26 protein-coding genes are annotated in these 25,840 nt (G+C 48.1%); all 26 read right to left on the bottom strand.

Annotated features, from left to right (window positions below; translation table 11 throughout):
• Positions 1-6: 6 nt before the first annotated feature.
• The 26 genes from NTY76_05430 to rimO all read right to left on the bottom strand — a co-directional run bounded on the left by NTY76_05430 (position 7) and on the right by rimO (position 25,840).
• Positions 7-1,269: a pitrilysin family protein gene (locus NTY76_05430; protein MCX5678534.1), complete on the bottom strand. Its 1,263-nt coding sequence runs from the start codon at positions 1,267-1,269 to the stop codon at positions 7-9.
• 4 nt (positions 1,270-1,273) lie between these two features.
• On the bottom strand, positions 1,274-1,690 hold the full coding sequence (gene ruvX / locus NTY76_05425) for a Holliday junction resolvase RuvX (GenBank protein ID MCX5678533.1): 417 nt from the start codon (positions 1,688-1,690) through the stop codon (positions 1,274-1,276).
• On the bottom strand, positions 1,687-2,580 hold the full coding sequence (locus tag NTY76_05420; protein ID MCX5678532.1) for a mannose-1-phosphate guanylyltransferase: 894 nt from the start codon (positions 2,578-2,580) through the stop codon (positions 1,687-1,689). The genes ruvX and NTY76_05420 overlap by 4 nt, the downstream gene beginning before the upstream one ends.
• Positions 2,570-3,361, bottom strand: coding sequence for a tryptophan synthase subunit alpha (gene trpA, locus NTY76_05415; protein MCX5678531.1), 792 nt, complete (start codon positions 3,359-3,361; stop codon positions 2,570-2,572). The genes NTY76_05420 and trpA overlap by 11 nt, the downstream gene beginning before the upstream one ends.
• On the bottom strand, positions 3,345-3,764 hold the full coding sequence (locus tag NTY76_05410) for a hypothetical protein (GenBank protein ID MCX5678530.1): 420 nt from the start codon (positions 3,762-3,764) through the stop codon (positions 3,345-3,347). Before NTY76_05410 ends, trpA begins: the two co-directional genes overlap by 17 nt.
• Entirely contained in the window at positions 3,761-4,954 is a 1,194-nt protein-coding gene (gene trpB, locus NTY76_05405; protein MCX5678529.1) for a tryptophan synthase subunit beta, read from the bottom strand. Before trpB ends, NTY76_05410 begins: the two co-directional genes overlap by 4 nt.
• Positions 4,955-5,572, bottom strand: a complete 618-nt coding sequence (locus NTY76_05400) for a phosphoribosylanthranilate isomerase (protein MCX5678528.1) — start codon at positions 5,570-5,572, stop codon at positions 4,955-4,957.
• Positions 5,572-6,348 carry an indole-3-glycerol phosphate synthase TrpC gene (trpC, locus tag NTY76_05395; protein MCX5678527.1) on the bottom strand — a complete coding sequence of 259 codons (777 nt, stop codon included), beginning with the start codon at positions 6,346-6,348 and terminating at the stop codon, positions 5,572-5,574. Before trpC ends, NTY76_05400 begins: the two co-directional genes overlap by 1 nt.
• Complete coding sequence (trpD, locus tag NTY76_05390; GenBank protein MCX5678526.1) at positions 6,345-7,376, bottom strand: anthranilate phosphoribosyltransferase; 1,032 nt, start codon at positions 7,374-7,376, stop codon at positions 6,345-6,347. The genes trpC and trpD overlap by 4 nt, the downstream gene beginning before the upstream one ends.
• A complete protein-coding gene (locus tag NTY76_05385; protein ID MCX5678525.1) occupies positions 7,376-7,945 on the bottom strand; it encodes an aminodeoxychorismate/anthranilate synthase component II in 570 nt (189 codons plus the stop codon). Before NTY76_05385 ends, trpD begins: the two co-directional genes overlap by 1 nt.
• Positions 7,945-9,426, bottom strand: a complete 1,482-nt coding sequence (gene trpE, locus NTY76_05380) for an anthranilate synthase component I (protein ID MCX5678524.1) — start codon at positions 9,424-9,426, stop codon at positions 7,945-7,947. The genes NTY76_05385 and trpE overlap by 1 nt, the downstream gene beginning before the upstream one ends.
• Entirely contained in the window at positions 9,427-9,810 is a 384-nt protein-coding gene (gene hisI, locus NTY76_05375) for a phosphoribosyl-AMP cyclohydrolase (protein MCX5678523.1), read from the bottom strand.
• Positions 9,807-10,577, bottom strand: coding sequence for an imidazole glycerol phosphate synthase subunit HisF (hisF, locus tag NTY76_05370; protein ID MCX5678522.1), 771 nt, complete (start codon positions 10,575-10,577; stop codon positions 9,807-9,809). The genes hisI and hisF overlap by 4 nt, the downstream gene beginning before the upstream one ends.
• Entirely contained in the window at positions 10,559-11,287 is a 729-nt protein-coding gene (gene hisA, locus NTY76_05365) for a 1-(5-phosphoribosyl)-5-[(5-phosphoribosylamino)methylideneamino]imidazole-4-carboxamide isomerase (GenBank protein MCX5678521.1), read from the bottom strand. The genes hisF and hisA overlap by 19 nt, the downstream gene beginning before the upstream one ends.
• Positions 11,284-11,928, bottom strand: coding sequence for an imidazole glycerol phosphate synthase subunit HisH (gene hisH / locus NTY76_05360; protein MCX5678520.1), 645 nt, complete (start codon positions 11,926-11,928; stop codon positions 11,284-11,286). The genes hisA and hisH overlap by 4 nt, the downstream gene beginning before the upstream one ends.
• 10 nt (positions 11,929-11,938) lie before the next feature.
• Positions 11,939-12,547: an imidazoleglycerol-phosphate dehydratase HisB gene (hisB, locus tag NTY76_05355; GenBank protein ID MCX5678519.1), complete on the bottom strand. Its 609-nt coding sequence runs from the start codon at positions 12,545-12,547 to the stop codon at positions 11,939-11,941.
• 12 nt (positions 12,548-12,559) lie between these two features.
• On the bottom strand, positions 12,560-13,780 hold the full coding sequence (gene hisD / locus NTY76_05350; GenBank protein ID MCX5678518.1) for a histidinol dehydrogenase: 1,221 nt from the start codon (positions 13,778-13,780) through the stop codon (positions 12,560-12,562).
• The gene (gene alaS, locus NTY76_05345) at positions 13,777-16,332 is read right to left on the bottom strand and encodes an alanine--tRNA ligase (protein ID MCX5678517.1); all 2,556 of its coding nucleotides are present in this window, start codon (positions 16,330-16,332) and stop codon (positions 13,777-13,779) included. The genes hisD and alaS overlap by 4 nt, the downstream gene beginning before the upstream one ends.
• On the bottom strand, positions 16,319-16,798 hold the full coding sequence (locus NTY76_05340) for a regulatory protein RecX (protein MCX5678516.1): 480 nt from the start codon (positions 16,796-16,798) through the stop codon (positions 16,319-16,321). The genes alaS and NTY76_05340 overlap by 14 nt, the downstream gene beginning before the upstream one ends.
• Positions 16,799-16,800: 2 nt before the next feature.
• Complete coding sequence (gene recA / locus NTY76_05335) at positions 16,801-17,790, bottom strand: recombinase RecA (protein MCX5678515.1); 990 nt, start codon at positions 17,788-17,790, stop codon at positions 16,801-16,803.
• Between the two features lie 507 nt (positions 17,791-18,297).
• Positions 18,298-18,870: an RNA 2',3'-cyclic phosphodiesterase gene (thpR, locus tag NTY76_05330; protein MCX5678514.1), complete on the bottom strand. Its 573-nt coding sequence runs from the start codon at positions 18,868-18,870 to the stop codon at positions 18,298-18,300.
• Position 18,871: 1 nt separating this feature from the next.
• Complete coding sequence (locus NTY76_05325) at positions 18,872-20,104, bottom strand: competence/damage-inducible protein A (protein ID MCX5678513.1); 1,233 nt, start codon at positions 20,102-20,104, stop codon at positions 18,872-18,874.
• A gap of 54 nt (positions 20,105-20,158) precedes the next feature.
• Complete coding sequence (locus NTY76_05320; GenBank protein ID MCX5678512.1) at positions 20,159-23,407, bottom strand: hypothetical protein; 3,249 nt, start codon at positions 23,405-23,407, stop codon at positions 20,159-20,161.
• 63 nt (positions 23,408-23,470) lie between these two features.
• The gene (locus tag NTY76_05315) at positions 23,471-23,923 is read right to left on the bottom strand and encodes a phosphatidylglycerophosphatase A (GenBank protein ID MCX5678511.1); all 453 of its coding nucleotides are present in this window, start codon (positions 23,921-23,923) and stop codon (positions 23,471-23,473) included.
• Entirely contained in the window at positions 23,907-24,497 is a 591-nt protein-coding gene (gene pgsA, locus NTY76_05310; protein ID MCX5678510.1) for a CDP-diacylglycerol--glycerol-3-phosphate 3-phosphatidyltransferase, read from the bottom strand. Before pgsA ends, NTY76_05315 begins: the two co-directional genes overlap by 17 nt.
• Positions 24,494-25,840, bottom strand: coding sequence for a 30S ribosomal protein S12 methylthiotransferase RimO (gene rimO / locus NTY76_05305; GenBank protein ID MCX5678509.1), 1,347 nt, complete (start codon positions 25,838-25,840; stop codon positions 24,494-24,496). Before rimO ends, pgsA begins: the two co-directional genes overlap by 4 nt.

Raw genomic sequence — 25,840 nt, 5'->3', positions numbered from 1 at the left:
GCGCCGCTAAAAATGCAGCACCTCTTTAATCTGCTTTTCATCTCCGCAAGGGCCTATGATAGCAAGGTTTAAATTATTATCCTTGAACAGGTCCTTCGATACTCTCATTATATCCTCGATCGACACCGCCTCAACCTTTTCCAATATAGACCGGGCGACGAGGTCTTTTTCACCAGCGACAACTTTTTCACCGAGCCACAGCATATGACTCATAGTATCCTCGAGAGCGAATAGAAGCTGGCCCCTGTAATATTCTTTAGCCCTTCTAAGCTCGCCTTCGAGTATGGGTTCTTTAGCCAGGCGCGCGAGCTCTTTCAGTATCACCTCTATAGCCTTAATGAGCTTCCTGTCATCGACGCCGGCGCTCACGTCAAGCTCGCCGCAATCCTCATACCTCCTTATGCTGGAAGATATCTCATAACAGAGCGCCATCTCATCTCTCACTATATGAAATAATCTGGATGACATATTCGCGCCGAGTATTATGTTCGCGATGCTCAACGCATGCTTATCCGGATGGAACCTGTCTACCGCGCGAAATCCGAATGCCAGATGCGTCTGTTCCGTCTTCTTCGTGTTTAGATTAAGGCACGGCCGGTCTTGAGATATCTTTACCTTCTCAAATTTCGAAGCTTGTCCGCTTGCGGGCGCGGAAAGATATTTCTTTGACATCGCCGCCAGGATGTCCTCATCTATGTTGCCGGCGCCGATCACAAATATATTGCTGGGATTGTAAAAAGCTTCTTTGTATTCCATAACTTCAGATCTGGAGATAGCCTTTACAGATTCCACGGTTCCCGCAAGCGGCATGCCCAGAGGCTGTCCCGGCCACATCTCCTCAGTCAGAATTTCATGCACATACTGGGCCGGCATATCCTTATACATCTTTATCTCTTCTATGATAACTTCTTTCTCTTTAGCTATCTCCGACTCGTCCAGCTTCGGATTCAGGACCATATCGCTCAATATGTCGATACCGAGCTCCGCGTCCTTACCGAGCAATTTGACCAGATAACATGTATGTTCTTCGGAAGTGAAACCGTTGAAACTGCCGCCCCTGCCTTCGATCTCCTGCTTTATAGTCATCATATCGCGCGTGGCAGTGCCTTTAAAAAGAAGATGTTCCAGGAGATGGCTTATACCGCTTATCTTCGCCGACTCGTATCTGCCGCCGGCGCGGACCCATACTCCTATAGCGACGGACTCCATACCGGCCATCGGACATGCCATTGTCCTGAGGCCGTTCTTCAGTCTATCTATCCTCTGCATTGCATTATCCTCTCTTTCGAAAATCGAGATAGCCCTGCAAAATCAGTCCTGCCGCGACCTTGTCCGCCAGGCGCCTTCTCTTGAAACCGTTCATACCGGCTTCCATCATAGCCCTGTCCGCCTGAACTGTCGTGAGGCGCTCATCCCATGTCTTCACAGGAACCGTAACAGCTTTCGTCAGGATGTCCACAAATTCCAGCACCTCTTTGGTCTTCCGGCTGTGCGTGCCGTCCATGCTTACAGGAAGCCCGACCACAATCTCAATAACATTGTTCTCTTTTATAATATTGGATATCGTGCCCAGGTCCGCCTTCAAGTCTTTACGCTGTATCGTATCCGCTCCCTGCGCCGTAAGGAATAATTCGTCGCTCAGCGCAACGCCCATCCTCTTCTCTCCGAAATCAAGTCCCATTATCTTCATAGTATTTTTATTATCTTCTCGCCTTTTTTAATGAAACGCCTCGACTCTGCCTTCAGTGCCTTCTCGAGCGAGTCAAAACTCCCGAGGTCGCTCCATTCGTACGAGCTCTTCACGCAATAGACATTATCGGCCTTTTCCATGACCGCGTAATCTATGGATATATCGGGCATCTGTCGATATGACTTATTAATATCCTTGCTTTGCAATATCTGGAATATCTTCGGCGCGTATTTTTTAAGCGCACCCATGAGCGTCTTAGTTTTAAAGATAAATATACCCGCATTCCATAAATGTCTGCCGTCGGCAATATACTTAACGGCCAGTCCGCGATCCGGCTTTTCCGTAAAACGCATTACCTTCGCTATTCTTCCGGATCCTGCGACTTCTACATATCCATATTCGGTCGAAGCCGAGCGGGGCCTAAGCCCGACTATCGCGATAACATCGTCATTATTATTCGCTACAAAATCTATGCCGCTTTTAAGGGCCTTGAGCTCGCCGGCTCTGTCCGGAACGTAATGATCCGCCGGAAGCACCAGCATCACCGCATCTTTATCTTTACGCGCGAGAAGATACGCGGCCGCCAGCGCTATTGCCGGAGCGGTATTCCGCGATACCGGCTCAAGTATTATGTTCCCGCGCCGAGCGGCCTTCGGCAGATCCTTCCTGACAAGAGCGGAATGCGCCCTGTTTGCCACAACTATGATACGTTCGGGCGGAATCAATTTCCCGATCCTGCCGAGCGTATTTCGAAACATCGTCTTTCTGTCCCCGGTAACGGAAAGGAACGCTTTCGGCCGCGAAGCCTTTGAGAGCGGGCGGAGCCTCTTACCCTTTCCCCCTACCAGTATAACAGCATATGTCCGGCATACGGCTTTTTTACGCGACATGAACTGCCTTCGCTATGGATTTAGCGAAATTGTAGACTCTCGGCGTTATATTCTTATTCTCACCCATGATCTTCACGATGGCGCTTCCCACTATCACGCCGTCAGCTACTCTCGCAATCCGAGCGGCCTGATTAGGGCTCGACACGCCGAAACCAACCGCGACCGGTTTATCTGTAAATGACCTTATTGCCCTTATCTTAGAAGATATGTCCTTGGGAAGCTCTCTCCTGGCGCCGGTAACGCCTGTCAAAGAGACATAATATATAAAACCTTTTGAATTCTTCGCTATATCCCTTATCCTTTCAGGCGTAGATGTCGGCGAAGAGAGGAATATCGTCGCCACTTTTTCAAACCTTGCGAACTTTATAAGATCGGAGGCCTCTTCACATGGCAGATCGGGCACTATAACACCGTCGACACCGCACTTACGGCAGCTTGCAAAAAACTTTTTTAGCCCATACCGCAAAACAGGGTTGTAATATGTCATAAAGACTAACGGCATATCGGTGGCGGCCCTCAAGCTCCTGACCATAGCAAATATCTTCTTCAAGGTCGCCTTCCCTTTAAGCGCTCTATACGATGCCGCCTGTATAGTCGGCCCATCCGCTATGGGGTCGGAGAAAGGTATGCCCAGCTCCACTATATCAACACCGGCCTCTTCAAATTTAAGCACAACCTTTCTCGTCACGGCAAGATCAGGGTCCCCCGCCGTTACATAAGCGATGAACGCCTTCCGGCGCGCCGCTCTCAATTCATTGAATTTATTATCTATCCTGTTCACCCGTGCCAGCCTCCGTTTTGATCTCTTTTAATATCAGAGGATAATTTATTATAAGCTCTCCGTCAAGCAATACTTCCACCCAGTATTTGCCCGCTCCGGTAAAGACCAGATTATTTATCCTCGATATTAGCGTATGGTGGCCGTCTATGTCGTTAAGCTCAAACGCCTGCTCATTTGTCTGGAATACTATAGCCTTATTCTTCGAGTTCACGATCTTGATCTTCTGCAAAAAACTGCCCTGACCCTTACACCACCTGTTCACCACAAAGAGAGTCGGGTGCGTGGCCGGAAATACCTTAGCCGTTATGGCCTCGAATAGTCCTATCAACATAAACTTGCCGTTATCTTCACGCCTCACATCGTCGCACAGCACCGAAAACTGCAGATTGGGCCTGATATTCATATTAACCTTTCGCCCTTTTTTATCCCTCTAACTATATCAATATCTTTATCGCCTCTTCCCGACAGACATATCACCACTATCTTGTCCTTCGGCAATTTCCTCGCCAGTTTCGCGGCGTAGTAAATAGCATGAGACGACTCGAGCGCGGGTATTATGCCTTCTGTCTCAGTCAGTATGTTGAAGCCCTCGAGTGCCTCCTTGTCTTTAACCGCGAAATATTTTACCCTGCCCGATTCCTTAAGATAAGAGTGTTCAGGCCCGACACCCGGATAATCGAGGCCCGCCGATATAGAATGAGCTATCTTTATCTGCCCGTCATCGTCCTGTAGCACGTAGCTTTTTGAGCCATGTAATACTCCGACCGAACCTTTACATAAAGTTGCCGCATGCTTGGTAGTATTGATGCCAAGTCCCGCGGCCTCCACTCCTATCAGTTTAACTCTATCTTTCAGAAAAGCGTGGAATATCCCGATCGCGTTCGATCCGCCGCCAACGCATGCGACAATGTAATCCGGCAGGCGCCCGGTCTTGACAATAGACTGACGGCGCGCCTCTTTGCCTATTATCGATTGAAAATCACGCACCATCATCGGGTATGGATGCGGACCCGCCACGGAGCCGATCACGTAATAGGTGCTGCGGACATACGTCACCCAATTCCTCATGGCCTCATTCATCGCGTCTTTTAGCGTTTTCGAACCGCTATGCACAGGCGTCACCTTGGCGCCGAGTATTTTCATCTTAAATACATTGATGGCCTGACGCTTTATATCCTCATCACCCATGAATATCTCGCACTCGAGGCCGAACAATGCCGCCACCGTAGCCGTAGCGACACCGTGTTGGCCGGCGCCGGTCTCGGCGATCACTTTCTTCTTGCCCATCCTGATCGCAAGGAGCGCCTGCCCTATCGTATTATTAATCTTATGCGCGCCAGTATGCAAAAGGTCTTCTCTCTTCAGGTATATTTTAGCGCCGCCTAATTTCGCTGTTAGCCTTTTAGCGAAATACAATCCCGTTGGTCTTCCGGCATATTCTCTCAGGTAATATTCAAGTTCCCGTTTAAATAACGCGTTTGTCTTAGCGGCCTTATAAGCGCTCTCAAGTTCACAGATGGCCGCCATTAACGTCTCAGGCGCGAACTTCCCGCCAAAAGATCCAAAATATCCTTTTCTGTCCGGTAACATAATTTAAGCCTTTCTGACTTCTTCCACAAACTTCTTTAATAGCTGTAAGCTCTTCTTGCCGGGCGATTCTTCCACGCCGCTCGATACATCCACGCCGTAAGGCACCACTTCCGAAATCGCCCGCGCGACATTATCGGGGTTCAGGCCGCCTGAAAGTATGACCGGCTTTAAAAACTCGAAATCTTTTAATATCTTCCAATCGAACGTCTCTCCTGTGCCGCCTGCCAAACCGCTTTTATGCGTATCGACAAGATAATAATCCACATCGTAAAGGCTCACCGATTTAAGGTCTTCCCTGTCCTTTAACCTGAAGGCCTTTATCACTTTATAGTCATTCTTAAACGCGGCGCAATACTCCGGCGACTCATTCCCGTGAAACTGCAGCGTGTCCAGAGCAATGTCCTCCGCTATCGCGCGCACTTTATCCGCGTCTTCATCGACAAATACGCCTACCTTTTGGACCGATTCTGGAAGTTCGTTGATAATTTCCCTCGCCGTCTTTCGGTCGACATATCTTTTCGATTTTTTATAAAAGACGAAACCGAGCATATCTACGCCGAGATTCGCCGCATTTACCGCGTCTATCTTATTTGTGATACCGCAGATCTTTATCAGAGCCATCAGTACCTCATTATCTCATGTATTTTGGCCGCTATATCCGGGGACTCCATGAACGCTTCCCCTATCAATATGGCATTGATGCCGAGAGACTTCAGGAACATTACATCCTCGTAACTCTTTATGCCGCTCTCCGATACTTTGATCTTATGAGCGGGAATAAGCCTGATAAGCTTCTGGGTCACCGCCAGATCGACTTTAAATGTATGCAGGTCCCTGTTATTTATGCCTATTATATCTCCGCCGGCGGCAATCGCTTTCTCCAGGTCTTCTTCATTGTGGACCTCCAGCAGCACATCGAGCCCGAGAGAATCAGCAAGGCGGTAAAAACCGGTCATTTCACTGTCGGACAGAAGATCCGCTATAAGCAGGATGGCGTCGGCTCCGCAGGCGACAGATTCATATATCTGGTATTCATCGATGATGAAGTCTTTACGAAGTACCGGAAGCGATACGCTCTCCTTCACCATCTTTATATGCTCTAATTTACCCTCGAAAAACCTCTCGTCGGTAAGCACCGAGATGGCCGAGGCACCGTGCGCCTGATATGTCATCGCGATTTTAATGGGGTTGAAATCGCCCCTTATTATACCTTTCGAGGGAGAGGCCTTCTTTATCTCAGCGATAAGATTTATATGATGCGGCCTCGATACGTTCTTTTTGAAAGAGCTATTGACCGAGATAGAGTTTATCTCCTTAATAAGCTCTTCTTTCGGCTTAAGCCGCTTGGCCTCCTCGACCACGCGTCTCTTCTCTTCTATTATCCGGGAGATCATCATCTGTTTGTCATCTCTATCAGTCTCATCAGTTTATCGAGAGCCCTCCCTGAATCTATGGATTCGGCCGCCATCTTTATCCCCGCTTTAAAATTTTTAGCCTTGAAACCGGCAACGAGCGCCGCGGAGGCATTCAGGAGCACTATGTCGCGCCTTGCCGAGCGTTCGCCTTTTAGCACTGAAAGCAATATATCGGCATTCTCCTTCGGATCACCGCCTTCTATATCATCAAGGCTGGCCCTCCGCATACCGAACTTCTCGGGCGATATGAAATAAGTCCGTACCCTTCCGCCTTTTAATTCCGAAACCCTGGTCTTGCCGGTAATCGTTATCTCATCAAGTTTATCCATGCCGTATACCACAAAAGCGCGTTTTGACCCGAGATTCTTAAGCACTCTGGCGGCTATATCGGTAAGGCCGGCGTCGTAGACGCCGAGGATCTGGCTGGTCGCGTTCGCAGGGTTTGAGAGCGGCCCCAACAGGTTAAATATGGTCCTTATGCCTATCTCTTTCCTGGGGCTCGCAGCACACTTCATCGCGCCGTGAAAAGCCGGAGCGTATAAAAATCCTATTCCTATCTCAAGTAAACACCTCTGGGCCATGTCAGGGCTTATGTCCAGCTTTACACCGAGCGCCTCCAGCACATCCGCCGACCCGCACCGGCCCGACATAGCGCGATTCCCGTGTTTAGCCACTTTCAGTCCGCACCCTGCAACTACAAAAGCAACCGTCGTCGATATATTAAATGTATTTATGCCGCTGCCGCCCGTGCCGCAGGTATCCACTATGGCCTCTTTGCTCATACCGGCAGATGCCCTGCCTGCCGATATGCGCACCGTCTTCTCCCTCATTGCCTTGCAGGCGCCCGTGATCTCTTCCACGGTCTCGCCCTTCATGCGAAGCGCGGTCGCAAGCGCGCCTATCTGCGCATCGGTCGCTTTCCCTGACATTATCTCATTGAAGATCCCGCGCATTTCAGCTTCGCTCAAGTCTATACGCTTTACGACTTTCTCTATCGCTTCCCGTATCATCATTTTCGCATCTCCAGGAAATTACTCAATATCTTCTTACCCTCCGATGTCAATATCGACTCCGGATGAAACTGCACGCCGTAAATCGGATAGGTCTTATGCCGAAGGCCCATTATCTCTTTGTCTTTAGTCTCAGCCGTTATCTTCAAAACCTTCGGAAAGCTCTTCCGCTCCACCAGGAGCGAATGATATCTAGTAGCCGCGAAAGGGTTTGGGATACCTTTAAATAGATCCTTACCGTCATGATATATCGCCGATGTCTTGCCATGCATCAGGGACTTCGCACCGACTATCCGTCCACCGAAGACTTCACCGATAGCCTGATGGCCGAGGCAGACGCCCAATATCGGCGTAGTCTTGCCGAATACCCTGATCACCTCTTCGGATACACCCGCGGCTGAAGGCACGCCGGGTCCGGGAGAGATAACTATCTTGGAGGGTTTAAGCCTCTTCACATCATTTATGGTTATCTTATCGTTCCTGTATACCCTAAGGTCCGCGCCCAACTCTCCCAGGTACTGGACCAGATTGTATGTGAACGAATCATAGTTATCTATGACCAGTATCATTATTTGAGCCCCCGCTCCGCCATTTCAATAGCCTTCACCAATGCCCTGGCCTTATTCAATGTCTCCTGATACTCCTTCGCGGGCCTGGAATCGGCAACGATACCTGCGCCGGCCTGAATGTACGCGGTCTTATCCTTTATCATTATCGTCCTTATCGTGATACAGCAATCGAGGTTGCCGGAAAAACTAAAATATCCGACGCATCCCGCATAAGTACCACGCCTCACATTTTCAAGTTCGTCTATTATCTCCATCGCCCTGACCTTAGGAGCGCCGCTAACCGTGCCTGCGGGAAATGTCGCCCTTATGACATCGAAGGCCGTCTTGCCATTCTTCAGGCGCCCCGAAACGTCCGTAACGATATGCATAACGTGCGAATATTTTTCCACAGTCATCAGATCCGACACCTTAACGCTCTTATAGTCGCATACCCGCCCTATATCATTTCGGCCGAGATCGACCAGCATTATATGCTCCGCCCTCTCTTTTGGATCGGCCAGAAGGCTCTTTATCAGCCTGACATCTTCCTTCTCGGACGCGCCCCTTGGACGGGTGCCTGCTATGGGCCTGACCTCCACGGTGCCATCCTCGCATCTGACCATTATCTCCGGCGAAGAGCCGACAAGATAGAAATCTTTCAGCTTCAAATAATACATATAAGGAGACGGGTTTATTGAACGCAGCGCTCTATAAATTTCGAACGGATGGGACCTCACAGGCGTCTCGAGTCTCTGAGAGAGAACAACCTGTATTATATCCCCTTTCCTGATATAAGACTTCGCTCTCTTCACTGCCGTCTCAAATTCTGTTTTAGTGAAATTGGACTTCAGTTTTATGCCGGGACCGGGCTTTACCGAAATGGGCCGGGCCTCTTTTTTATTCCGGAGGCTGCTAAGCGTCTTAACTATTGAATCTATCTTCCGCACCGCTTCATCATAAGCGACTGACGCCGAACCTTTAACATAAGCGTTCGAGACAACCTTGATCTTATGGTCTACATGGTCGAATATGAGTATCGTGTCGGTGAGCATGAATACCGAATCGGGCGATTTCAAAATATCGCGATTTTTATCCGGGATGTCTTCTATGAAACGCACCATATCATATCCGAAGAAGCCGACAAGCCCTCCGGTGAACCTGGGAAGCCCTTTCACTTTGACGATCTTATATCGCGCGAATAGCTTTTTAAGCTCGTTTATAGGATCATCCGAATCGAAAACCCTGGCGGACTTACCCTCCCGAATCTCTATCCTTTTGCCTTTACTGGAAAATACCACGGACGGCGAAGAGCCCAGAAAAGAATATCTGGCCAATCTCTCCCCTCCTTCAACAGACTCCAGCAGGAACGAATATTCTCCCGGGTCTATTTTAGAGTATGCCGAGAGTGGCGTTTCAAAATCGGCAAGGATCTCCCGATAGACAGGGATCAGGTTGCCCGACTTCGCCAGCTTTAGAAATTCCTTCTTATCAGGATAATACATTTATTTTTTATATACTTTCTTCGGATCGAACAACCTGCCGAGCGTTATCGTCTCATTACCGTCTTTGTCCACTTTTCGGAAATAACAGGTGAAGTAACCCTCATGACAACCCGCGAGCTTCTGGTCGACTTTAATAAGAATAGAGTTGCCTTCGCAGTCGATGTAGAGGCTCTTTACGGCCTGAGTGCAGCCGCTCGTCTGGCCCTTCTTCATCAGCTCATTTTTGCTCCGCCTGAAGACATATACATATCCCTCATCAATCGTCCTCTCCAGAGCCTCTTTATTGAGGTAACAGAGCGTCAGGACTTCCTTAGTCTTCTCATCCTGGATTACAGCCGGGATCAATCCCTTATCATTAAATTTTAAACGTTCAAACAGTTTCATATCCTTACCGCCACTTTCTTTTTCTTTAAATATTCTTTTGCCTGGCGGACGCTGTATCTCCTGAAATGAAATATCGAAGCGGCCAGCACAGCGTCGGCCTTCCCCTCTGTTAAAGCGCCATACAGGTGCTCGAGCGAACCCGCCCCGCCCGAAGCGATAACCGGAATCCGCACGGCTTCACTGATCTTTCTAGTTAGAGCAGTATCATAACCTTCCTGAGTGCCATCGTAATCCATACTGGTAAGCAGTATTTCGCCGGCGCCCAGATCTTCCATCTTCTTCGCCCACTCAATGGCGTTGATGCCGGTCGCGGTACGGCCTCCGTTTATAAAGACTTCCCATCGTTCTTTCGATCTGGTCTTCACTTCGCATTTGGCGTCTATGGCTACGACTATACATTGGCTTCCGAACCTGGATGAAGCTTTTTTGACAAAACCCGGATCCTTGACCGCCGCCGTATTTATCGAAACCTTATCGCAGCCGGCGATGAGCAGATTTCGTATATCATCTATAGTACGTATGCCACCGCCGACCGTGAACGGCAGAAATATCGTATCCGCTACGGCCTTCACGAGTTCCACGGTAGTGTTGCGTCTCTCGTGGCTTGCCGTTATATCGAGGAATACCAGTTCGTCGGCCCCTTCGCTGTCATAAAATTTAGCGTTCTCTACGGGATCGCCCGCATCCTTCAGATTTATGAAGTTCACGCCTTTTACGACCCTGCCATCCTTAATATCGAGGCACGGTATTATTCTTTTCGTAAGCATATTTTTATCGCCTCAGCCAGATCCAGCTTTCCTTCGTAGAGAGCCTTACCGACTATGACACCCTTTAATCCTTCGCTTTCAAGGGCCTTTAATTTTATTATATCCCCGATACTCGATACGCCGCCCGCCGCCACTATATTCAGCCCGGTCGCACTGATAAGCTCTCTCAGGCTGTCGATGTTCGGCCCTTCGAGCATTCCATCCTTCGAAATATCGGTATAATTTATCGTATCGATACCGGCAGAACCTATTCTTTTGGCAAGCTCCACCGCCGTTACCTCAGTTTTAAACACCCAGCCCTTTGTGTAGACCAGCCCGTCGCGGGCATCTATGCCGGCCACTATATTTTTTCCGAAAACCTTAGCAACTGAATTGAGAAATTTCTGGTCGAGCGCCTTTGTGCCTATAACAACTTTTGCGACGCCCGCATCAATAGCTCTTTTTATAGTCCCTTCATCTCTTATTCCGCCGCCCAGCTCTATCTTCGGCCTGACGCTTTTGGCTATTCTTCCCACTATGTCGAGATTTACGGCTTTGCCTTCCAGCGCGCCGTCAAGGTCAACTATATGTATCATCTCGACGCCGAACGATTCCCATTTTCTGGCCATCTCAAGAGGAGAATCGGAATAAGTCGTCTGCCGGGAAAACTCACCCTGGCTGAGCCTCACGACCTTGCCGCCTTTTATATCTATAGCCGGTATAACTATCATTTTAATTTAACAAAATTCTCCAGGATCTTTATACCGACATCCTGGCTCTTCTCGGGGTGAAATTGGAACCCATAAATATTATCCTTACACACACCCGATACAAAGTCTATTCCATAATCGGTAGTGGTTAAAACCACATCCCTATCTTTCGGCTTCACGTAATATGAGTGAACAAAGTACATATAGGATCCCTCGGGCACTCCTCGCAGTATCTCTGCGCCCTGTCCCCTTTGCCCTGTACCCCGTACCCTGAACCCTGTCCCCTGAATACTGTTCCATCCCATATGCGGGACCTTAAGTCCGGATTTCACGAATCTGAACCTCTTGACTCCGCCCTTTAATACAGATAGTCCCTTAACTCCGGGGGCTTCATCGCTATCATCGAATAATAATTGCATCCCGAGGCACAATCCGAGAAACAGCTTGCCGCTCTTTATGGCATCCTTTATCGGATCCACAAGGCGCAAGCTTTTCAGCTCTCTCATGGCGTCGCCGAATGCTCCTACACCCGGAAATACCAGCTTATCGCATCTGGCAAGATCGGCCGGATTAGAGGTGACCTTAACCTTCGCCCCCACCAGCTCAAGGGCCTTCTCAACGCTTCGAAGATTGCCCATCCCGTAATCAATAACCGCTATCATGTTACACCCTTTAGTCTATCGTTCCCTTTGTTGAAGGAACGCCTTTTCTGCGAACATCGATCTGTGCGGCCTCATCCAGCGCGATGCCGAGCGCCTTGAATATCGCCTCAAGCACATGGTGCACATCCTCGCCGGCGTAAACGTCAACGTGCATATTGATCGCCGCGTTCTTAGCAAATGTATCGAGAAAATCTTTGCCGTCTTCGATCGAGTAATTTTCAGGAGCCGGCAGCGTGCCGCTATAACTCGGCATCCTCCACGCAAACGCATAGCGTCCGCCTATATCGACTGTTACCTTGGCCGCCGCCATATCCATAGGGATCTCTTTTGAGCCGTATCTCTTTATGCCCTTGCAGTCACCGAGCGCCTGCTTGAAGGCTTTGCCGAGACATATCGCCGCGTCTTCATTCGTATGATGTATATCCACCTTTAGATCGCCCTTCACCTTTAGCGTGAGATCAAATAGCCCATGAAAAGTAAATAAAGTAAGCATATGGTCGAGGAAACCTATGCCGGTCTTTATATCGGCCTTGCCTGCTCCGTCTATCGTCAGCTTTCCGCTTATATCGGTTTCCGTGGTCTTGCGCTTTATCAGGCTCTCGCGTATCTTCTTCGCCATACACCGCCCTTTCTATTCGAATCTTACTTTGATCGAGTCCAGATGTTTATCAAGCTTTTCGATCCCCGCCACTTTCTCCAGAGGGTCGCGGATCTTTTCAAGCGCTTTCTTGGTGAATGAGAGTATATGTGAACTTTTGCAGAAGTCCGAAACGCCAAGGCCCGAGAAGAACCTCGCGCTTCCGCCCGTAGGCAGGACGTGGCTGGGGCCGGCCACATAGTCTCCCACAGCTACCGGAGTATAGGGACCGAGGAATATCGCCCCCGCATGCATTATCTTTTTAGCTATCCTTTTGGGATCATTCGTCAGTATTTGCAGATGTTCGGCCGCCAGCTTATTGGCTACATCCGCCGCCTCATCCATATTCTTTACCATAATAATGTAACCGTTTATATCCTCTTTCTTGAATATCTTCACCAGCCTCTTTGAGCTCGTTATCAATATCGACATTCCCATGAAATGCTCGGCCTGGGCATCGAGGTCCGCCTTTATGAAATTCACGCTCGACATCTGGTTCGCTATTATCGCGACCTCTGTCGGGCCGGCTAACATATCTATGCCGCAGTAACCGAATACTTGGCGTTTGGCTTCCGTGACATACGCGTTCCCGGGCCCGACTATCTTATCGACCCTTGGTATCGTCTTCGTCCCAAAGGCAAGGGACGCAATCGCCTGGGCGCCTCCGACTTTGTAGATAGCGTCGACTTTCAAGAGGTCGGCCACAACAAGTATATGCGGATCGACAGATCTATGCTCGTTCGGAGGAGTGACGAGGATTATCTTCTTTACGCCCGCCATCTTTGCCGGTATCACTGTCATATAGACGCTGGATACGAGCGGCACCGTGCCGCTCGGCACATAAACTCCTACGGTCTCAAGCGGCGTAATATTTTCACCTAATAATACCCCGTCCGCGTCTTTTATCTTCCATGATCTCTTCAGCTGTTTCTTATAGAACTTATTGATGTTTTCCATCACGACTTTGAGCGTGGATACAAATTCCGGCTTTATGTCCTGGTAGGCCCCGGACATTTCGCACTCTGAGACTTTAAGGTCCTTGATGTTAAGTTTCACATGGTCGAACTTCCTGGTATATTTCAGAACGGCATCATCGCCGGACAGCCTTACGTTCTCTATTATATTTCTTACGCTTTCCGCGATGCGCTTATTCCGTCCCAGTCCCCTGTCGCACAGTTTTTGGAATTGCTTGCTGCCCACTCTCACAACTTTCATTTTAGAATCTCCTTGATTCTGTTAAAGGCCTTATCGATAGCCTCATCCAGCTTTCCGGATACTTTTCCTCCTCCTTGCGCGAAACCATCCTTGCCTCCGCCCGATCCTTCTATCGATTTTGCGATCTCTTTGGCAAAAGCGCTCGCGCTAACTCCCCGTTTCACAAGGTCATCCGTAACGGATATCACGAACGAAACCTTCTCTTCGCCTCTGGCGGACAATACGACTGCCGCCGAGAGAGCTCTCGATCTTATATTATCGGCCAATGCCCTCAAGCCTTCTATGGACATGCCGTCGATATTCTCCGTTATGACTTTGGAATCTCCGGCCATTCTCGCGCGGGAGATAAAGAGATCTATCTTACGTATCTCTTCCTCCAGTTTCTTTAGGGCAAGTTTTTTCAGCTCCTCTTTTCCGGCTTCCAACTTTAGTTTATCGGCTCTTGCCTTCTCTCTTTTCTCCAGCCATTTCGAAGCCGCCTCGCCGGTAAGCGCTTCTATGCGGCGCACGCCGGAAGCGATAGAGCTTTCGCTGGTTATTTTGAATTTACCTATATCTTTTGTATTGTCAACATGTGTGCCGCCGCAAAGCTCTTTAGACACGTTGCCGATCGTAATGACACGCACCGTCTTATCGTATTTTTCTCCGAATAGCGCAGTAGCGCCTTCGCGCCTGGCCTCCTCGATATCCTTAATATCTTTTTTGACCGAGATAGCATTATTTATATTATCATTGACCAACTCCTCGACCCGGGTGAGCTCCCTCTCATCCATCTTCTTCATGTGCGCGAAATCAAATCTGAGGTGGTCGCTGTCGACGAGAGAACCCGTCTGGTGTACATGCTCCCCCAGCGCCTTTCGTAAAGCCGCCTGCAGAAGATGCGTGGCCGTGTGATTCGCCATCACTTTACGCCTTACGGTTTCATCGATCGCCGCTCTCGCGGTTTCGCCGGGCTTTATCACGCCTTTAAGCATCTTGCCTATATGGACTATCGCCAGACCTATCTTCTTCGCGTCCTCGACCTCCATGGTTCCTGACGGCGTCTCGATCTTGCCCCAATCACCAGCCTGTCCGCCCGACTCACCATAGAATGGGGTCCTATCCAGTATCACTTCTCCGCCATCCAGCACTTTTAGAACCTTTGCATTCGAAATGGCCTCTTCGTAACCCAGGAACTCTGTCTTCAGCCCCAGAGCCTCCACCTTCTTTGCAAATGTCTCGGTGAATATCTCGCCCTTCAGCTTAGTCCTGGAACGCGATAATTCTCTCTGCTTATCCAGCAGTTTTTCGAATATGCCCTTATCTATATCGAGACCATGTTTTTTCGCCGTCTCTTCGAGCATCTCATAGGGCATGCCGTATGTGTCATAAAAGTCAAAGGCCGCTTGCGCAAGCTTAAGCGCGTCTTTCGAATTCTTCATACCTGCAAATGCTTCGTCTACTCTTGGAAGCTGGTTCGATATGACGTAGAGAAACGCTTCTTCCTCTTTCTTCACCACCTGGGCTATATCGTCGCGGCGCGCCTTCACTTCAGGATAGGCGTCATACATCACATCTGCTACAGTCATGACCAGTTTATAAAGAAACGGCGTCTTCACGCCTATGTCCTGACAGTGCGACATGGCGCGCCTTATCAGCTTGCGCACAACATAGCCGCGTTCCTCATTAGACGGCATGACGCCGTCAGCGATGCAGAATGTAACAGCGCGAATGTGATCGGCTATCGCGTTGACTTTCTGGTTTCCGATTCCTTCCTTCTGCTCTTTGCCTGCATGGTTTCTGATCTCGCCGGTTATAGGCTTAAATATATCTATCTCAAAATTTGTCTTGACCCCCTGCATTACCGAAGCTATTCTCTCAAGGCCCATGCCGGTATCGATATTCTTGTTGGGAAGGGCCTTTAGGCTGCCGTCCGGTTGCCTATCGAACTGGGTAAAGACCAGATTCCAGACCTCGACAAACCGTCCGCAGTCACAGGCCGGAGTGCAGCTCTTTTTCCCGCATCCGATATCGGCGCTATAATCGTAAAATATCTCCGAGCATGGTCCACATGGGCCGTTCGGCCCCTTCGACGGCGCTTCCGAGGGCCAGAAATTATCTTTCTCACCGAGCTTTATTATCCTAGCAGGCGGAACCTTTATATCCTCTTTCCAGATATTATATGCCTCTTCATCGTCCTTGTAGACCGATACCCACAATGCATCCTTCGGTATCTTCAATGCGACAGTAAAAAACTCCCAGGCCCAGGCGATCGCCTCCTTCTTAAAATAATCACCAAATGAGAAGTTGCCGAGCATCTCAAAGAACGTATGATGGCCGCTCGTCCTACCAACATTATAGAGGTCCCCTGTCCTCAGGCACTTCTGGGATGAGACCGCGCGTCTGTAAGTGACGTTGCGCCCCAGAAACTTCTCCTTGAACTGGTTCATCCCCGCGCCCGTAAAAAGAAGTGTCGGGTCGTCTTTAGGGACGAGTGAATCGCTGGCCACGACCTGATGGCCTTTTACCTTGAAAAACTCAAGATACGATCGTCTTATATCATCCGTTTTCATTCATCACCGCGTCTATCACTCTCTTCACGATATCGTAATTGAATCCCCGCCTTAAGAGATAATCATACAGGCGTTTCAGGGCTTTTCTTCTATCCAGCTTTACGAGACGCTTAAAACGTTCGCCGGCCATATTAAGGGCCACGGCATAATCGTCATAATTCTGCGACTTCTTCTCCAGTGCGGCTTCGATTATCGGCCCAGGCACGCCCTTCTCTTTAAGTTCACGCCTCAAAACCACATCACCGACGGGGTTGACATGCATCCTGGACTCTACCCAGAAATCGGCGAACCTTACATCATCTATCTCGGCGGCCTTCTTCAGGCTCTCGATAACGGCATCTATGGTCGACTCATCATACCGCTTAAGCTTGAGCCTGCCGCGCATCTCAGACTCGGACCTTGGCCTTGAGCGCAGCAGGCAATAAGCGTTATTTCTAGCCGATTGTAACTTCTTATCCTGTTCCAATGTTATTTGATCGACTTCGCTACGATCTCTTTTTCTATCTTCGCGAGCACCGCAGGGTTTTCTTTAAGATAAACCCTGGCGTTCTCCTTGCCCTGGCCGAGCTTCTCCTCGCCGTAGATAAGCCATGCACCGCTCTTCTTCAGCACACCAAGCGCCTCGCCGATGTCGAGGACACTGCCTGACTTCGAGATCCCTTCGTCGAACATTATATCGAATTCCGCTTTCCTGAATGGCGGCGCCACCTTATTCTTAACGACCGATGCCCTTACGCGGTTACCTACAGCCACTTCGTCTTTTTTAAGCGATGCTATGCGGCGCAGATCGATCCTCACGGAAGCGTAAAACTTCAGCGCTCTGCCTCCCGGAGTCGTTTCGGGGTTCCCGAACATCACACCGATCTTCTCGCGTATCTGGTTAATGAATATCACACAGGTCTTAGACTTGGCTATTGATCCTGAGAGTTTTCTCAGGGCATGGCTCATAAGACGGGCCTGTAAGCCCATATGGGATTGCCCCATCTCTCCGTCGATCTCAGCCCTGGGAACGAGCGCCGCTACCGAGTCTATCACGATAACATCGAGAGCATTGGACTTAACCAGCGTCTCCGCTATATCGAGCGCCTGTTCGCCTGTGTCAGGCTGAGACATCAGCAGGTTATCAAGGTTCACACCGAGCGTCTTCGCGTAAGCCGGATCGAACGCATGTTCCGCGTCGATGAATGCGGCGGTACCACCTTTAGCCTGGGCGTTACCTATGATGCTCAGGGTAAGCGTGGTCTTTCCGCTGGACTCGGGGCCAAATATCTCAATAACCCTTCCCCTAGGCACGCCGCCCACACCCAGCGCTATATCAAGCGCCACCGACCCTGTGGGGATAGCCGGCACATCCAGCTTAAAGTCCTGGCCGAGCTTCATTATAGAGCCTTTGCCGAACTGCTTTTCGATATGCTCCAGCGCAAGATCAAGGGCCTTTGTCTTCTGCACCTGAGTAATATCCTTATACTCTTTACTTTGCTCGCGCGGCTCTTCCTTTTCCTTAATTTTTGCTTTAACCATCTTATTCTCCTTAGGTTTTCTATATATTATATAGATATAACTATACTATACGCAGGGATTTATTATACAGTCACTACCTCCTTTCTGTAAAGTTAATTTTCCCTCCCTATATAAGACGCTGAAATGGCCAAAATTGTTGCACATTATTTTAAAATAGTTCCTCACTACGGCGAAAATATTATATCGGAATCTTCAGTCCGGCGTTTACTTTCGGTCAATGCTTCCGCTGAACAGCATCATTTTACGGGTCCTGCCGCAAGATCGCCTTTCGGTGCTTGCGTAGGGTTTACAATATCAGTCCATCCAGGCGGGTAGCTATATTGAACCCATCCTACGCTGCGCCCCTCAAGGCTGGATCTTGCGTCACCCGTAAAATGACTGCAATTATTCCAGCATCGAGCCGAAAGTTCCGCCATCAGATATATCCACCAGGAATATTTTCACCTACGCTTCGAGCGGAGCTTCGTGGAGCTTGGTGTAGATGGGGCCCTGAGGAGTGAGGGTGCTCTGGAAGAGGATTATGGAAGTGACTTTTTGTGAAATGGTACCGCCGGGCTGGATCTCTAATGATGCTGAGGATATCTTCTCTTTAAGCTTTTCGATATTGAGCGATGAGCGGACACGGCCTATTGTCAGATGAGGGCTGAAGGGCCTATTCTCTGCGGGAAATCCTATTTTAGATAGCGACTCCTCTATACGCTTTGCGAGCTCAACCGATTCGGAAGCCCCCTTGTCGAGGCCTAACCAGATAACCCGCGGACGAGCGCTATTCGGAAAAGTTCCGACATCTTTTACTGTCACCTCAAAGGACTTCGCGCTTTTTGCAATAGCATCCAACGCGGACTTTACGACCTCACATTTATTATCGTTAATCTCGCCCATGAATTTTAAAGTGAGATGGATGATCTTCGGATTGACCCATTTGACGTCTGCGCCGGCATATTTAAGGTGGGATTCTATCCGGGCAAGCGCATCTTTAATCTCATCCGATATTTCGATCGCTATAAAAGCGCGCATGCTAAATGTTGAGCCTTATCATGTCCAGGGCAGCCTGCGAAGCCTGCCATCTGATATCCTGGCGCGAGCCATTGAATCTGAACTCTTTAACGATAAGCTTCTCATTTGTCGCCAAAGAGATATACACCAGTCCGACCGGTTTGCGCAAGGATCCGCCCGTTGGACCCGCTATACCTGTAATACCGACTCCTATGTCCGTACGGACAATATGCCTTACTCCGAAAGCCATTCGCCCGCAAACCTGTCCTGATACAGCTCCGTATTTATTTATCAATTCTTTAGGCAATCCCAGTAATTTTTCCTTTGACTCATTTGAATACGAAACGATGCCGGCCACGAAACAACCGGAACTGCCGCTTATATCGGTAAAGCGCTTCGAGAGAAGCCCGCCGGTGCAGGACTCCGCTACGGAAATCGTGAGCTTCTTCTCTATAAGGCTCTTAATCACGATGCTTTCTAGCGTATCATCATCGTATCCGAATATACAATTCTTCAGGCGGGACAAGATCTTCTTTTCCACCGCAGCAATAGCTTTCCGAGCGCGCGCATCGCTTTCGGCCTTCGCCATAACCACTAAATGCACCTCCCGAAGCTTCGCGTAAATTCCCACCGTTGTAGGCGGAGGCAACTTCAACAAATCCTTAACGATTGCATTGACCCGCGACTCCGGAAGGCCGATGGTCTTTATGGTCCTGGTCCTGATTATCTCTTCGGATCTGAACTTCTTTCTAAAATACTGCGTCACCCCATCTTCAAAGAGTGGTTCCATCTCTCTCGGGGGCCCGGGCAGGCATACTATAACCTTACCCAAATGTTCTACTATAAGCGCTGGAGCCGTTCCGAACTTGTTATGCAGGCACTTTGCTCCTTGCGGAACTCTCGCTTGCCTATCATTACCAGAAGGTGGTTTAAAACCTCGCGCCTTAAAATACCTCTCGATATCTTTTAATACGATCTTATTTAGAACAAGAGGCCTATCTGTCAATCGTGCGACAGACTCCATCGTAACATCGTCTATGGTCGGACCGAGCCCGCCGGTGAGTATTACGATATCGCTTCTTGCGATAGCTTTTCTAATGGTCTGGATAAGCCGCTCAGGATTATCACCTACAGTCGTCTGATAATAGAGATCAATGCCCAGCTCGGCGAGCTTTCTGGAAAGGTATGCGGCATTAGTATTGAGGATATGCCCGAGCAGTAACTCGGTGCCAATGGAAATAATTTCAGCTCTCATGCTGAATATTATACCATTTCGATATGAAAATACCAGCAGATCGGTAACCTGTGTTTAAGCGGCGATTAAGAACTTCTCCATCCTGATCTTTAGCTCATTCAAGTCTTCCGGATCGGTCCTGGTTATGGGCTTAAATCTTAGTACGGCCCTGATAGCGAAAGAAAGATTATTTTGATCATCCTCATTTAATAATTTCATCATCTCATTATCTATAACAGTACCCGATATCAAATCATAGTATTTTCTAACCGCATACTTGTTATTCACCATCATCGCCCGTGCAAGACCTATAACGCCTTCCAGATACAGATAATTATTGCCCATTAGCCTGTCACCAAGTATCAGGACACTTGACCTGAGCGATGCTTCTTTGTCACAACCATTCCATATCCCTTTATTATTGAAATCTTCTTCGGTAAAAACTGTCGCAAGTTTGTCCTTTGAGACATGCCGATTCATCGCGGCCCTTCTCATCTCATCCGGTTTCATAATTGCAATATTTCCGCTATTGAGGAGCGACGCGAGCGCTATCCTGACCTGAATCAGCTCTGTCTCATTACTATTTTTTATAAACAGATTTTCGGATAATAATATTTTTGTATTATCATTTGTTCGAGATGGAATTTTAATGTTAAACAGATCATGTATATCAGCAAGCGTCTCCGCTTCAGGCCCCCATGAGGTGAGTTCGCGTCCCAACTCAAATTTAAGCTCAAAATTTGTACCCTTTGCGCTACTGCCTGCGACGTTTTCTTCACGAAACCACGAGCCGGCATCCTTATTATCCGTAAACCTGACAAACCTCTTCCCCTGATATTCAATAGTTACACTGTCAGGACCGAGTGCTATTCTCGAAAACCCCCGCCCTCTCACCATAATGTCTTTATCATCTGCATCAGGTTCGCGTTCAAAGCGTTTCCGCGAGGCAAGGCTAGTTTTTACAAGCTCGTCCGGCGAGGCCGGAAGACCGCTCCCTTTATCTTTCCCGATTATCTTTAATCGTAATCTGCCATCCGCAGATTTTTCAGTTTCTACCATTATCTCGCCGCCATTGCCATGCTCCATGATATTAAGACCTACTTCGTCAAGGATAGTCTCTATATCTTTTTCTCTCGTGCCAAGAATCGACCGATGTTTAATTATAAAATTACTTATTTCAGCTGTAAACGCCCTTCCGTTTTTATTGGTGTCTTTATTCGGAATTTGCATTTGTAGCAGCACCCTAGCCCGCGCGCCTGGTGGTCTCAATCTTCCGGCGACAGACATGCCGATCATAACATTGCGCTTTTTATCATAAGAGGCAATTTCTCTGTCCAGATGATAGACCTTAAAACCGCTAGTCCAGTCGAAACCGTCAAAGGCAATGATCCTGATTTCCCTATTCGCACCACCGCTAGCGTAGCCTGCATCGAGGAGAATATAGCGAACTCTGTCCAGATTGAACCGGCGGTCTTCGCCCGGTTTCCGGACCTCTTGAATCGGGCTAAATTCGCCGGTGGATGGATCGCACGTACCTATCAGATTACTCTGATGGTAGACTTCAAAGCCTTCCCGCCAGTTATCGGTTAACGGGATGAGCTCAATATTTTTTAACGAATAGCCGGTACCGATATTAAACTGGATTTTTCCATCGCCGAAGATATTAATATTAAATCTGCCTTTGTAATCAGTGCGTTTTGATATAGAGACCAAATTGAATTTGCCTGTGGTTGGATCGCGGACACCTATAAGATTGATAATAGCCCTATATGCGCTTTCGAGATCTTTTATTGTGGGACGGAGTTTTTTACCGATGAACTGGTTCAGGATCGGGTATATGTCATCATACTTATTCTTAACGCGTTCGGGGACATAATAGCGAGCATCCCTGCCCGATTCCCTAACGTCTACCTTATCGAGAAGATGAAGATGGTAATAGAGGTCCCACAGATCGCGCCTTATCGTATCATACGACCGACCGAGGTTATCGGCAACCTCATCGGCGCGAGGAGGTCTTTCAAACGATTGGATATCTGGCGAGCATAAATATTTAAATACGCCGGGTACCGATCCGGCAGGCGGCTTAACTTCCCATACACTTTCTACGAATGGCTTTAAAACTGCTATTTTATCCGTTAAATTCAAAATTTGATCATGAAGCTGGAGAGGCGCATGTTTCGCCATCGCTTTCAACGCCTTTTCGCAACTTGTTAAATCCTTTCCTGGGCGTTCGCCTCTTATGCTCATCCACTTACGAATCGCTTTCAAGTCAGCCGCAATTACATTAAATCTCGATTTCAGCCTGCTGTGCTCATCCATCGCTTCCGCCACTTCCCTAAGCCCCGCCTCTATACTAAGCAGCAGGAATATAATTTGCTGCGCGCCTTTTTCGCCTTTCAGCTCTCTTGCCAAACCATAATAGGATATATCTATGCCTTTCAATAAATCGTCCCTCTCGTTTATCTTGAGGCTTATTTTGGCCAGTCTGCCGCGGATTGTCTCCTTCCCTTTATCGCTCATTATCCATCTGTCCAAAACACCTGATACTTTTTTCGAAAACCGTTCAAAGGCATCGGCCCTGACATGGCCATATCCGATAATATCATCCCGTAAAACATCTATTGCCCCCATAACCACACGCGAGCGGTGCATTCTATCTTCCAGCATATTCATAGACGATATAACGGCATTCGTTATCTTTGAATCCAGTCTTGCGATATCCTGAAACAGCATAATAGATACACGGGGTTTATTCTTAATTTCTCCCTGCGTTGCAGGGGCTACAGGAGTTTCTGCCGTTTTTTCTCCTTCTGCGACGGTTTCTTTTGCGGGCGATCCAAAATCAAGCTGAAGCTGCCTTGAACGTAGCGTGGGTCTCTTTTCAATTCTTATTAAAATCTGCCTTACAAGAGCCCCTGTCTTTTCTTGAGATCCGACCTTGAAGCCAGATATACCATCTAGCGGCATGGCATGATCGGTATAGCGCAAAATAATATTTGGATTAATATTTATTCTAATTTCTCTGGGCTTTTTTAAAAAACTTATGCTATTTTGCTTCAGGAATTCCTGATATTCATTCAGTATGGCTTCTACACCATCAAGCACAAGGCTCTTTATTGAAACATGGTGATTTTGCTCTATTACTAAGATGAGAGATTTCGTTATGTCTTCAGGAGATACTCTTTCGCTGAAAGGCGCCGGCGCCAATTTATTATTGGAAGGGCGGTCATAGGCAAAATGGTCCGGATATGCCCATGATAAATCCTGGACAAAAAATGCCACTACAAGAAACGCCGATATTATTTTTGTTCTTTTAACAAACATAGTAAAATGAGTATACCATAGCTTATGATATTAGCAATATCAAATATCTTACTTTTTTATTCCTTAATTCATGCTGAAATTTCTGAAGACTATCTGTAGGATTATGTTGGTATATAGCGCGGCTATTATATCATCAAACATTATTCCGAGAGAACCTGCCAGCTTCTCAATCCTTCTGGCAGGCGGCGGCTTCAATATGTCAAATATACGAAAGATGAAGAATCCAAGAATAACGGAATATAGATTAAACGGCACTAAGAATAACGCCAGAAGCATTCCGCATGCCTCATCTATAACTATCATTGACGGGTCCTTCCTCTTATATACTTTTTCCGCCTCGCCGGCGAATAGGACTCCGAGCGTAAATAAGAATAGGATTGAAAAGGCATATAAGATATCATTATTACGCACAAGAAAATATACTATGAGTCCGCCAAGCGAACCCATCGTGCCCGGCATGAACGGTGAATGGCCGAGATAGAAGAAACTCGTTATGAGCTCAACTTTCTTTCGCATTTGAGTAGACCTCCCTGTTTTTCAAAAGATATGATACGCCGCTTATCAGCGTCAATGTCACCGTAATAAGCATCAGCGCGAATATCGCGTCCTTATAAATGTTCTCCGCGCTTTTGGACCAGAAACTTAAAGACGCCGACGGCGCTTCCCTGAATATTATCAAAAGCAGTATGACGAATATAGCGAAGACCTGGCAGGCTGTCTTGTGTTTCCCGCCCCGGTCTGCTGCTATCACTTTACCTTTGGCCATAGCCAGGGCCCTTAAGCCGCTGACAGCGATCTCTCTGAATATTATGATTACCACCATCCAGGCAGGTACGAGCTGCATCTGCACGAAAGCAAGGAATGCGGATAGTATCAGTATCTTATCGGCTATCGGATCCATCAGTCGGCCAAAATCTGTTATCTGGTTATTCTTTTTCGCTAGATACCCGTCGAGGAGATCCGTGCCGGAAGCCAAAAGAAACGCCGCGAGCGCTAATATCTTGGCGGTCAACCCCGGCGTAAATAAGAATATTATGAATATAAACGCAAGCACTATCCTCATCATCGTCAACTTATTAGGAAGGTTCATGCTTTTTCTCCGATAAGATCGTACTCGAGCGTATCCGTTATTCTGACTTTACAAAAATCCCCCACCTTAACGCCTTTACCGGTGAGATAGACCACCCCGTCGATCTCCGGCGCGTCGCCTTGCGTACGCCCTATGAAGCTATTAGAAACTTTATTATCCTCCCCGGATGCCTTTTCGTCAATTAAAACATCAACTATCTTTCCCAGAAATTTCCTCTTGGAACCGATCGATATGGCCTGCTGCAATTTCATAACCTGATCATATCTCTCCTGCTTAAGGCCCTCGCTAACCTGGTCCTTAAGACGTGAAGCGCGCGTCCCTTCTTCCCTGGAATAAATAAAAGCTCCGAGGGCGTCAAATTTTATATCGGCCAGAAACTTTAAAAGCTCCTTAAAATCTTTATCCGTCTCTCCGGGGAAGCCTGTTATTATCGACGTCCTCAGCACAAGCCCGGGGATCTTCTTTCGCAAAATATGTATAAGCTTTGTGATCTCTTTTTTTGTGGTCTTTCTGTTCATAAGGCGGAGCACTTTATCACTTATGTGCTGTATAGGCAAATCCAGATATTTGCATATCTTCCCTTCGGACCCAATCACGTCGATTAGCTCGTCGGTATAATGGGCCGGATGCGTGTAAAGGAGCCGGATCCATTTTATGCTATTTTCCAGTTTCGATAGCTCGCGCAATAGCCGCGGCAGCTCTCTCCTGCCATGCCTGTCGGCTCCGAACAAGGTCGTGTCCTGACCTATTAACTCTATTTCTTTCAATGTGTTCCAGCGGGCAAGGTCACGCACTTCCGCGACAACAGATCCGAGGAGCCTTGATCTAAAATCTCCCCTGAGACGCGATATCACACAGTAGCTGCAGCAATTACTGCAACCCTCTGATATCTTTATATAGGCGTAGTGTTTGGGCGTGAATGGCAATCTCGGGGAATTTTCATTATAAAGATAACTAAGATGTGAAGATATCGCGGAGCGGTTCTTTCTCTTCTTTATTTCCATTAGAAGTCCGGATATTCTAGGAAAATCGCTCGTGCCTATGATAAGGTCCGCCTCCGGAAGCTTATCGGCCAACTTATTCTTATACATCTGGCCCAGACACCCAGAGATCACCAGGTATTTAGCCTTTCCCTTTTTCTTAAGATCTCCGGCTTCGATTATTGCTTCTATCGACTCTTCTCTCGCGCTCTCTACGAAAGCGCATGTATTTACCACAACCACGTCGACACCGTCTTCGAGCGGACTCATTTTAAGACCGCTCGCTTTAAGATGGCCGGCCATGACCTCTGAGTCTACGAGATTTCTCGGACAGCCCAAGCTGATTATAGCGAATTTTTTCAT

This window comes from Candidatus Omnitrophota bacterium (assembly GCA_026387175.1).
Lineage (GTDB): Bacteria > Omnitrophota > Gorgyraeia > 2-01-FULL-45-10 > 2-01-FULL-45-10 > CAIMPC01.
This window is presented reverse-complemented; position numbering and strand designations above follow the sequence as displayed.